Genomic DNA, 10,408 nt, shown 5'->3' on the forward strand with positions numbered 1-10,408 from the left:
CGCACTCCGGCCCTTGGTCAGGTCGGTCAGCGGCCCGGCGTCGTGATGAGTGCGCCGGCGGCCCCGGTGCGCTGGTCCAGCGCGTCGGTGGCCAGCAGCACGGCCGCAGCGGTGTAGCTGGTGCGCTCGGCGTCGGGAAAGGTCCGGGACTTGGGCACGACCCAGCCGGTGTAGTAGCTGCCGTCGTCATTGCGCATCGCAGATGTGGCCTCGACGAGCTGGCGGGCAGCGGCGGCGTTGCCGGTGCGCAGGTAGGCGAGCGCGCACTCGCAGGTCTCCGCCGCGGTCACCCAGGACTGGTCGGCCACGCAGCGCACGCCTTGACTCAACAGAAACTTGGGTGCGCCTGCAGCGAGGTGAGAACGGGCCTGCGCCCCGTCGAGGGCGCCGCACAGCACTGGGTAGTACCAATCCATGGCCCAGCGGTCCTTGGGCTCGAAGCCGTCGGGCCGGTGGCGGATCTGATGCGTGGTTCGGGCCAGGGTGCGCGCCCATGCGGGGCGCTCGTGACCGGTCAGCTCTGCCAGGGCGAGGCCGCATTGCAGCGAGTGGACGATCGACGATGAGCCGGTGAGCAGGGCATACGGCCACGGCGTGCCATTGGCGTGCACCGCCCAGGGGATGTGCCCGCTGGCGGTGCGCAGGCTCACCACGAAGTCGAGCGCCCGTGCCACGGTCGGCCACATCGCCTCCACGAAGCCCCGGTCGCCGGTGGCGAGCCAGTGATGCCAGACGCCCACCGCGACGTAGGCGCAGCAGTTGGTGTCGACCTTGAAGTCCTTGATGCCGAGTGCGGTGTAGTAGTTGTGCCAGCTTCCTGCCTCGTGCTGGTGCGCCTGCAGCCACTCGTACGCGCGCTCGGCCGCCCGGCGGCGTCCCGCCGACGCGAGCGCCATGGCTGACTCAACGTGATTCCACGGATCGGCATGCCCGCCGTCGAACCACAGGATGAGACCGTCGGGCTGCTGGCAGGCCTCGATGGCGTCGGCCGTGGCTGCGACCTCCGCGCCCGTCAGCAGGGGCGCGGCCTGCTCGACTGTCTGCGTCTGGCGAGCACGTCCGGCGTCGGGAGCCGCGGCGAGCCGGGGCTGCACGTCCGGTCCAACGTCGGCCGCCGCCGCGAACTCCGAGGGCGCGAACTCAGGCTGCATGCGCGGCTCCCACTGGTTCGGCGAGCGACTGAACCGTCGCATGGGCACGGGCCTTGTAGGCGTACAGCACGGTCGATTTGGGCAGCACGGCGTTGAGCATTCGGTCGAGCGTGCGGGTCAGCGGCGGCGCCTCGGTCATGTCCCGCACCAGCAGCCGGTGGTAGGCCCGCACCAGCGGATGCTGGTCGTTGCGCGGCCCGACCAGGCAGCGCAGCCACCAGTAGGGCGTGTGCAGGCCGTGCGCGCCGTGACTGTCGGAGACATACAGCCCGGCCGCTGCCAGCTTCGCCCGCAGTTCTCCGGAGCGGTAGATGCGCACATGGCCGTCGGGCACTGCGGGTGCGTGGTAGTCGGCCGACAGCGCCCAGCAGACCCGTTCAGCGGCTTGCGCCGGAACCGTCACGGCGATCGTGCCGCCGGGCCGCAGCACCCGTGCCAGTTCGGCGATGGCCCGCCCGTCGTCGACGATGTGCTCGAGCACTTCCGCGGCGATGATCCGGTCGAAGCTGGCGTCGGGGTACGGCAATGCGGTGGCATCGGCCACGACTGCATGGCCGAGTTGCTGGTCGGCCGGCGAGTCGATCTCGCCGGCGTCGTCCATGGCAGCGAACATGTCGGTGACGGCGCGCAGCTCGTCGGGATCACGATCCGACGCCACGGTGACGCAGCCGCGCCGAGCGCTCTCGAAGGCGTGACGCCCCGCGCCGCAGCCCAGGTCCAGCACCCGGTCGCCGCGAACGGCGCCGAGACGCTCGTAGTCGACGGTGAGCATCAGCGCTCGGCAAGCACCCGGAAGTCGCGCCCGCCCGGCGGCGGCGCTGGAGTGTCTGCCAGCAGCGCACGGTATTGCTCGACGGTCTTGCGGGCCGTGGCTGCCCACGAGTAGTTCGCTGCCACCCGCGCCCGTCCAGCCGCTCCCACGGTTGCCCGCAGATCGGGCTGAGCGAGCGCCCACCCGATGCGTGCCGCCAGCGCCTCGGAGTCGCCAGGCGGCACCTGCAGGCAGGTCTCGCCGTCGGCGCCGGTGACCTCGGGCAGAGCGCCCCCGGTAGTCGCCACCAGCGGCACGCCGCACGACATCGCTTCGACGGCAGGCAGCGAGAAGCCCTCATACAGCGACGGCACCACCGCCAGCTGCGCCTCGTTGTAGAGCTCCACGATGCGCTGGTCGGGCACGCCGCTCACGAACTCGACGCTGCCGGCCAGGTCGAGCTGATCGATGAGCCGGCTCGCCGCTGAGTCGTCCTTGGGACGCCCGATCACCACGAGGTGCAGCGATGGGTCCTCGGTGCGCAGCTTGGCCAGCGCTTCGAGCAGGTAGGCGAGGCCCTTCATGGCCACGTCGGCGCTGGCGGTGGTCATGAGCCGGCCCGGCACCGGCATCACCTGCGGCAGGGGCCGGAACTGGGCCGGATCGACGCCGACCGTCACGATATTCAGGCGGGCGGGATCCACGCCGAGGTCGGTGACGATGTCGTCGAAGCTGTTGGTGGACACGGTCACGATCCGGTCGAGACGCCGCGCCACCCGGTTCTGCATGCGGGTGAAGGCATAGAAGCGCCGCATGGCGAGGCGCTTGCCGCGGTTCGGCGCGTGGGCGATCTCGAGCCGCCGGTCCACCGTGATCGGGTGGTGGATGGTGCCGAGCGTGGGCATGCCGGCCCGCCGCAGCCAGTCGATGCCGTAGCCGAGGCATTGGTTGTCGTGCACCAGGTCGAAGTCGTCGAGCCGGCTGCGCAGCGCCCGGAACGCTCGCAGGCTGAACGTCAGCGGCTCGGCGAACGAGGCCGTGCAGGTGATGAGCCACTCCAGCACGTCGATCGGCGACCGGAACTCGGCCAGCTTGGGCACCCGGAACGGGTCGGGCATGCGGTACAGGTCGAGGCTGGGCAGCTCAGTGAGCTTGATGCCCGGGTCGAGGTGCGGGTAAGGCGGCCCGCTGAACACCTCGACGCTGTGGCCCAGCGACGACAGCTCACGTGCCAGGTGGCGCACATAGATGCCTTGGCCGCCGACCCAGGGATGGCCGCGGTAGGTCAGCAGTGCGATGCGCAACGGCGGCCCGCTGTCAGCCGGCTCGTCGACGGGCTGCATGTCTGCCGGCCCGGTGTCGGGGTCCATCGCAGCCTCCGTCGGAAAGCGAGAACCCGGCAGGCACCGGCCCGGCAGAGCCGGATCGAGCGGGCGAGCTCGTCAAGGTCGCGTGAGGCTACTTGCCAGCCTGCCGACGCGAACCGGGCGCCCGCTCGGCAGCGGAGCATCCCGACCTGGTGCCGGTACCGTTCGCAGCGCATGGCTGAGTCAACTGCCGCGGCACCGGCTGGTCCGCTGCCGGCGAATCATCCGATTCACCGGCTGGGCGACAGCCTGTACCTGCGGGCCGCCCGTTGCCGGCGCACCGAGCAGGTGCCGGTGTGGTTCCAGCGTCAGGCCGGGCGTTCGCTGCCCGAATACCGGGCGCTGCGAGGGCAGGGCAGCATTCTCGACGCCATCGCCGATCCGGCCACTGCCGCCGAGATCACGCTGCAGCCGGTGCGCCGCTACGGGGTCGATGCGGCCGTGCTGTTCTCCGACATCGTGGTGCCGGCCGCCGCAATCGGCTTCGGGATCGACGTGGTGCCCGGCGTGGGGCCGGTGGCCGGACAGCCGCTGCGCAGCCGCACCGATCTGGATCGGCTGCCGGAGCTTGACGCCGAGGCGCACACCCCGTACGTGCTCGACACCGTCCGACTGCTGGCGGCCGAGCTCGACGTGCCACTCGTCGGCTTCGCCGGGGCGCCGTTCACGGTGGCGAGCTACCTGGTCGAAGGTGCACCTTCCCGCCAGCACCTGCGGACCAAGTCGCTCATGTACACCGACACGGCGCTGTGGCACGACCTCATGGAACGGCTGGCGTCCATCGCCGTGGCCTCGATGCGGTCGCAGGTGCTGGCAGGCGCCAGCGCCGTGCAGCTGTTCGACTCGTGGGCGGGCACGCTCTCGCCCGCCGACTACGCGGCGTTCGTGGCGCCTCACAGCAAGCGGGTCTTCGACGAACTGGCCGACCTGGGCGTGCCCCGGGCGCACTTCGGCGTGGGCACCGGGGAGCTGCTCGACCAGATGGCGCAGGTGGGCGCCGACGTGGTGGGCGTGGACTGGCGGGTTCCGCTGGAGGCGGCTCGCGAGCGGGTCGGGCCCGGCGTCGCGCTGCAGGGCAACCTCGACCCGGCCCTGTGCGTGGCGGGATGGGATGCCGTGCGCCCCGCCGCCGACCGCATCTTGGCCGCAGGCACGACCGAGAGCGGCTACATCTTCAACCTGGGCCACGGCGTGCTGCCCGAGACCGACCCCGCGGTGCTCGAACGGCTGACCGACTATGTGCACGCGTACCGGCGGCCGCTGCCCAAACAGCCCGACTGAGCGAGCGGTGGCCTGCATCGTGGCACCCCGCAGTCGTGGTGACCTGTAGGCATGACAACTCAGCGGGTTGTTGTGGTCGGCGGCGGCATCGCCGGGCTGACTGCCGCATACCGCTTGCTGCACCCTGCCGACGCGGGGGCCGAGGTGCCCCGTGTGGTGCTGATCGACAGCGCCGAGCGTCTGGGCGGCAAGATCCTCTCGACACCGTTCGAAGGACGGCTGGTGGACGAGGGCGCCGATGCGTTCCTGCTGCGGGTGCCGTGGGCGACAGAGCTGTGCGAGGAGCTGGGCATCTCGGCCGAGCGCATCTCGCCGGCAGTCGGCGGTGCTTCGGTGGTGCATGCGGGTGGGGATGGCCCGCAGCTCACCTCCCTTCCCGATGGGCTCGTGGGCGGCGTGCCCACCCGTCTGGGTCCGCTCATCCGCTCCCCTCTGCTGGGTCCGGCAGGCAAGCTGCGGGCGGTGGCCGACTACGTGCTGCCGCGCCGGTTCACTGCACGCCGGTTGCGCCGCGATGCAATCGACCGGCGGGACGCAGCTGCCGCTGCTTCCAGCGCGCCTCGCTCCGTGCGTGTGCGGCCCGGTGCTCGTGGCACGGTGACCTCTGGCGACGCTGTGACATCGGGCGACGAAGACGCCGTGCGCGTTCGACCCGGCGCCGCCAGCGTGGGCGACATCGTGCGCGCCCGGCTGGGTGCGGCAGTGGCGTCGCAGGTGGTCGACCCGCTGCTCGGCAGCATCAGCGCAGGCGACATCAGCCGGCTCGACGCCGCAACGTCGGCACCGATCCTCGGCCAGGCGCTGGAGCGCAACCGTTCGCTGATGCGGGGACTGCGCCGGATGCAGCCGACGCCCGCCGCAGACGGGTCCGCACCGGCGCCGATCTTCGGCAGCTTCGCTGTTGGGATGGGCCGGCTGGTCCAGGCGCTGACGGAGCGGCTGGACGGATGCATCTTGCGGCTGGGCACACCGGTGGAGGCAATCCGGCGCCCTGGCACGCGCTTCGCCGTGCACACCGGGTCGGAGGTGCTCGACGCAGATGCCGTCATCGTCGCTGCGCCCGCCCACGCGGCAGCGCGAATGCTGCCCGGCGCGCCCGCCGCTGCGGCGCGGATGGCACTCATCGAGTACGCGTCGGTCGCAGTGGTGACGCTCAGCGTGCGCGCCGACGCCATCGAGGCGCCGGCTGAGGCCGGTTTCCTGGTCACCCGAGACACTGGCTGGCTCACGACGGCCTGCAGCTACGGGTCGGCGAAGTGGCCGGCGTGGTCCGGCAGCGGTGAGCACGACGACCGCCGGCACCCTGTCGGCGAGGGCGCTCCTCATTCCGCTGGCGGCGCTGTCGGCGACGGCGGCAGCCCCAGCGGCCGCCCCAACGTCGTGCTGCGGGTGTCGGTGGGCCGCGACGACGATGACCGTCATACGCGCCTCGACGATGCCGAGCTGCGCGACACGGTGCTCGCAGAGCTGTCGCAGCTTTCGTCTCTGCGCGGCTTGAGCGATGCCGGTGCCGTGACCGAGAGGCGGGTCTCGCGCTGGCCGCAGTCGCTGCCGCAGTACCGGCCCGGCCACGGTCGTCTCGTCGACCGGATCGAGGAGGCGCTGGCACGCGAGATGCCTGGCGTGTTCGTGACCGGTGCGGCCTACCGGGGTCTCGGCATCCCCGCATGCATCCGCCAGGGCAACGAAGCGGCAGCAGCCGTCGTGCAGCACCTCGGCTTGAGCCAGGCCGCCAACTCACTGTGAACAGGCTGCTGCGCGACGGCCTTGCGCTCGTGCTCGGAGCACTCACCATGCTGTCGCTGCCGCCGTGGGGGCTGTGGCCGCTCGGTCCGGTCGGACTCGGCCTCTGGCTGCGTTTCTGCAACCGCGGCGCCGAGCGCTGGCGTGACCGGCTCGAGGTCGCCGCCGCCTTCTGGTTGGGCGCCTACCTGCTCGGGCTCTTCTGGATGACTGAGCTGACCGTGCCGGGATGGATCGCGGCCGTGCCGGTCGAGACGCTGATCATGGCGCTGCCGCTGTCGCTGGTTCCGGCTGGCGGCCGATGGCGTGCCCTGGGGGTGCCCGCAGCATTGGTGCTCGGCGAAGCCGTGCGCTGGCAGGTGCCCTTCGGCGGCGTGCCTATGTCGAACCTGGCACTGGGGCAGGCCGGCGGGCCGTGGCTGAGCACCGCAGTGCTTGCGGGTGCGCTGGGGGTGATTGCGCTCGTCGGCGTGGGGGCCGTCATCGTCGAGCGGCTCTGCGCGCGCGAATGGTGCGCCGTCTCCTGGCCGGCCGTGGTGGCCATCGCCGCGCCCATTGCGGCACTGGCGTGGCCCGCCACCACAGTCGATGCCACCGTCACGGCGGCCGTCGTGCAGGCCGGCGGCGAACTGGGCACCAACGTCGACACACCGCAGCGCAGCGTGCGCCTGCGACACCTCGACACCACCAACGCCTGGCAGGGCGGCGCCGATCTCGTGGTGTGGAGCGAGAGCAGCAATTCGGCCGACGAACCGCTGGAAGACTCGCCGCAGCTCGCCGAGATTTCGGAACTGGCCCAAACGCGCGACACGGTCCTGATAGCCAACTTCTACGAGCGCGCGGATGATCAACGTTTCCGCAACGCCACGGTCGCCATCAATCCCCAGTCCGGGCTGGCAGACCGCTACGACAAAGCCCACCTGGTGCCCTTCGGCGAGTACGTGCCGCTGCGCAGCGTGGTGGAGCCGTTCGCCGACCTGTCGCTGATCTCGCGCGAAGCAATCGCCGGCGAGGGTCCCGGCGTGCTGTCGACCGCGCTGGGCGACATCGCCGTCGTCACGTCGTTCGAGGTGTATTTCAGCGACCTCGTGCGCGACGCGGTCCGGGCGGGAGGCCGCATCGTCGCGAACCCCACCCTGGCGTCGTCGTACAGCACCTCGGTGGTGCCCTCCCAGTCGCTCGCCAGCGCCCGGCTGCGGGCGGTCGAGACCGGGCGCTGGGTGCTGCAGGCGTCCACCACCGGCTACAGCGCCATCGTGTCGCCCGGCGGCGAGGTCACCCACCGCAGCGAGCTGCGCGAATCCGTCGTGCTGGCCGGGGATGCGGAGCTTCGATCAGGATCGACGCCCGCGCTGGTGCTGGGTTCGTGGCCGCTGATCCTGGCAGCGGCCGTGGTGCTCGCCTGGTGCGTTTCGCCAGTCCGCAAACAGAAAAGCCGCGCGGAGGGATGACGAGCCGCGAGTAGCCTTGATCAGCCTCAAAAGCGGTGACGAGCCAAGCGTGAGCCATCCGGAAATCCAGGCAGAACAAGCTCATATCGACCGCGCGTACGCGCTGCTGGAGTCGTCCCGGCAGCGGGCGACGCGGCTGCGCGACATGGTCGAAGTGGGTCGTGGCGGCACCCGGCAGGCTCGCTTCGAGCGCGACGTCATCGAAGACGCCGTGGCAGGGCGCCTGAGCCAACTCGAGCTCGGCTCGTCGTCGCTGGTGTTCGGCCGCATCGACCGCTCGGCCAAGACGAGCGCCGATGCGCAAGTGCCCGACGCCACGGGTCCCAGCGAGACGTTCTATATCGGCAGGCTTGCAGTTGCCGACGAGCGGCAGGAGCCGGTGGTGGTGGACTGGCGAGCGCCGATCGCGGAGCCGTTCTTCCGTGCTACCGGCGGCAACCCGCTGGGGCTGCTGCGCCGTCGCCACTTCGTGTGCCGCGGCCGCGTCCTCGCCGACCTCGAAGACGAGATCTTCGACCTCGATGCGCTCGACGCCAGTGCCAACGGCGGCAACGGCCCGCGGCTGAACGCCCACGGAGCGCTGTACGCCGCGCTCGAGCAGCGCCGCGACGGCCAGCTCCGCCAAGTCGTGTCGACCATCCAGGCCGAGCAGGACGAGATCATCCGCAGCCCGCGCAAGGGCATCCTGGTCACCCAGGGCGGTCCCGGCACCGGCAAGACCATCGTGGCGCTGCACCGCGCCGCCTACCTGCTGTACACGTACCGGTTCCCCCTGGCCGGCCAAGGCGTGCTGGTGGTGGGGCCCAACCGGCTCTTCCTGCGCTACGTGGAACGGGTGCTGCCCAGCCTGGGCGAAGCGGGCGTGCACCTGTTCGTGCTGGCCGACCTGTTCAACGAGATCTTTCCCGACGTGCGGGTGCGCCTGGCCGATACGCCCGACGTGGCGCGCATCAAGGGCGATGTGCGCATGTCGCAGGTGGTGACGAACGCCGTGCGCGACCGGCAGCGCCCGCTGCGCAGCGATCTGCGTCTCGAGTTCGGCTTGGGCTACGTCACGCTGGCGGCGAGCACGTCAAGGGCCATCGTGGCTGAGGCCCGCCGCCGTTTCCGCCATCACAATGCGGGCCGGGCGTACGTCGAGCAGGCGGTCTATGCGGCCATGTCGGCCTCGCATCGCCGCCGCCCCGACCCCGGAAAGCTGCGCGAACGGTTCTCCCGCCATCCCGAGGTGATGGAGGCGTTCGAGCGCATGTGGCCGCTGCTGACCCCAGCACAGCTGCTGCGCGACCTCTACGGCTCGCGTGCGCTGCTGCGGTCGGCGGCCGGCGAGGCGCTGGCCGATGCCGAAACCGAGCAGCTGTACCGCCCCCGGGGCGACAGCGAAGCCGATTACGAGTGGAGCGACGCCGACGTGCCCGTGCTCGACGAGGCCTACGCCGTGCTGGGGCCCCGGTCGCGCTCGCGCAAGCGCCGCAGCGACACCGAGATGCGCACCTACGGCCACATCGTGGTGGACGAATGCCAGGACCAGCCGCCGATGGCGCTGCGGATGATCGCCCGGCGGTCGCTCAACGGCTCGATGACGCTGGTCGGCGACATCGCCCAGGCCACCTCCGCGCATGCGCCGTCGAGCTGGCACGAGATTCTGGCTCACCTGCCGTCGGGGCCGGTGGCGCCACGGCTGTCCGAGCTCACGCTGAGCTACCGGATTCCCCAGCCCAGCCTCGAGCTGGCCAACGAGGTGCTGGCCGCGGCGGCGCCCGGCCTGGCACCGCCCGCCGCGGTGCGAATCGACGGCTCGCCGCCCCGTTTCGTGACAGCGCCCGATGGTCCAGAGGCTGAGCCTTCAGGCGAAGCCGTGGCCCGAGCGGCCCGTGAGCGCAGCGAACAAGAGCGGGAGATAACAGGTTCGCCAACGGGAGAGTTCGTATCTGAGCGCTCCCTGTTAGCCCAGGCTGTGCTCGACACGGTGATCACCGAGGCGGCTGAGCTGGACGGCGGGAGCATGCTGGTGGTGTCACCGGCCGAGTACATGGATGACATCGCCGAGCTGCTTGGCGCCGCCGGCGTCGACTTCGGCCGCGCCACCGCTGCGAGCCGCAACGCCACCGGAGCGCTGCATCCGCATGTGACCCTGGCGCCGGTGCGGCTGTGCAAGGGGCTGGAAACCGACGGCGTGGTGGTGGTGGAGCCGGCCGCGATGGTCGACGAGGAACCGCAAGGCCTGCGGGCGCTGTACGTGGCGCTGACCCGCGCCACCAAGCGGGTTGCGGTGGTGTCGTCGCGGCCGTTGCCTGAACCGCTCCGTTCGGCTGCTGCGTCAGACCGCGCTGGGGCGTGCAACACTGGCCGCACTGCCGCTCACGCCGCTGCGGCAGAGGCGAGCTCGGGAGATTCGCATGGCTGATGTCACGGTGACAGTGCTGGACAATGGACCGCTGCTGGTGCGTGGTCCGTGCCAGGTATCGGACCACGAAGGGAACACGCTGTCTGACGGCGATGCGGTTGTTGCGCTTTGTCGGTGTGGTGACTCGAATACCAAGCCGATGTGTGATGGCAGTCATAACCAGGGGTTCGACGGCACGCTGAACCCGCCCAGCTAGGACGCGCCCGCTGCGAAGGCGGGTGTGACACCGGGGTTGTAGTAATGGCCTTGGATGGCTG

General features: G+C 71.0%; 8 protein-coding genes. 5 read left to right on the plus strand and 3 right to left on the minus strand.

The features are described from left to right. Positions 1-26 precede the first annotated feature (26 nt). The 3 genes from ACOGI8_RS02155 to ACOGI8_RS02165 are packed head-to-tail and all read right to left on the minus strand — an operon-like array spanning position 27 to position 3,272. Positions 27-1,151: a prenyltransferase gene (locus tag ACOGI8_RS02155; RefSeq protein WP_419856437.1), complete on the minus strand. Its 1,125-nt coding sequence runs from the start codon at positions 1,149-1,151 to the stop codon at positions 27-29. Next, positions 1,141-1,923, minus strand: coding sequence for a class I SAM-dependent methyltransferase (locus tag ACOGI8_RS02160; protein WP_419855258.1), 783 nt, complete (start codon positions 1,921-1,923; stop codon positions 1,141-1,143). Before ACOGI8_RS02160 ends, ACOGI8_RS02155 begins: the two co-directional genes overlap by 11 nt. Continuing rightward, positions 1,923-3,272 (minus strand): glycosyltransferase family 4 protein, encoded by a 1,350-nt coding sequence (locus ACOGI8_RS02165; RefSeq protein ID WP_419855259.1) that lies wholly within the window; start codon positions 3,270-3,272, stop codon positions 1,923-1,925. Before ACOGI8_RS02165 ends, ACOGI8_RS02160 begins: the two co-directional genes overlap by 1 nt. A gap of 171 nt (positions 3,273-3,443) precedes the next feature. Here ACOGI8_RS02165 and hemE point away from each other — a divergent pair, with 171 nt between their 5' ends. From hemE to ACOGI8_RS02190, 5 genes are read left to right on the plus strand one after another with little or no spacing between them, the layout of a single operon-like run. Next, positions 3,444-4,550 (plus strand): uroporphyrinogen decarboxylase, encoded by a 1,107-nt coding sequence (gene hemE, locus ACOGI8_RS02170; RefSeq protein ID WP_419855260.1) that lies wholly within the window; start codon positions 3,444-3,446, stop codon positions 4,548-4,550. Between the two features lie 51 nt (positions 4,551-4,601). Beyond that, positions 4,602-6,296, plus strand: coding sequence for a protoporphyrinogen oxidase (gene hemG, locus ACOGI8_RS02175; protein WP_419855261.1), 1,695 nt, complete (start codon positions 4,602-4,604; stop codon positions 6,294-6,296). Next, positions 6,293-7,744, plus strand: a complete 1,452-nt coding sequence (gene lnt, locus ACOGI8_RS02180) for an apolipoprotein N-acyltransferase (protein ID WP_419855262.1) — start codon at positions 6,293-6,295, stop codon at positions 7,742-7,744. Before hemG ends, lnt begins: the two co-directional genes overlap by 4 nt. A gap of 49 nt (positions 7,745-7,793) precedes the next feature. Beyond that, positions 7,794-10,151, plus strand: a complete 2,358-nt coding sequence (locus ACOGI8_RS02185; protein ID WP_419855263.1) for a HelD family protein — start codon at positions 7,794-7,796, stop codon at positions 10,149-10,151. Next, a complete protein-coding gene (locus ACOGI8_RS02190; RefSeq protein ID WP_419855264.1) occupies positions 10,144-10,347 on the plus strand; it encodes a CDGSH iron-sulfur domain-containing protein in 204 nt (67 codons plus the stop codon). The genes ACOGI8_RS02185 and ACOGI8_RS02190 overlap by 8 nt, the downstream gene beginning before the upstream one ends. Positions 10,348-10,408: the final 61 nt, after the last annotated feature.

The sequence above is a fragment of the Candidatus Poriferisodalis sp. genome, from assembly GCF_965204195.1.
Taxonomy (GTDB): domain Bacteria; phylum Actinomycetota; class Acidimicrobiia; order Acidimicrobiales; family Poriferisodalaceae; genus Poriferisodalis.

What these genes read in the sequence shown, in the direction of transcription:
- hemE (WP_419855260.1), top strand. Translation starts at nt 3,444, where the DNA reads ATGGCTGAGTCAACTGCCGCGGCACCGGCTGGTCCGCTGCCGGCGAAT.
- ACOGI8_RS02160 (WP_419855258.1), bottom strand. Translation starts at nt 1,923, where the DNA reads ATGCTCACCGTCGACTACGAGCGTCTCGGCGCCGTTCGCGGCGACCGG.
- ACOGI8_RS02190 (WP_419855264.1), top strand. Translation starts at nt 10,144, where the DNA reads ATGGCTGATGTCACGGTGACAGTGCTGGACAATGGACCGCTGCTGGTG.
- ACOGI8_RS02155 (WP_419856437.1), bottom strand. Translation starts at nt 1,151, where the DNA reads ATGCAGCCTGAGTTCGCGCCCTCGGAGTTCGCGGCGGCGGCCGACGTT.
- hemG (WP_419855261.1), top strand. Translation starts at nt 4,602, where the DNA reads ATGACAACTCAGCGGGTTGTTGTGGTCGGCGGCGGCATCGCCGGGCTG.
- ACOGI8_RS02165 (WP_419855259.1), bottom strand. Translation starts at nt 3,272, where the DNA reads ATGGACCCCGACACCGGGCCGGCAGACATGCAGCCCGTCGACGAGCCG.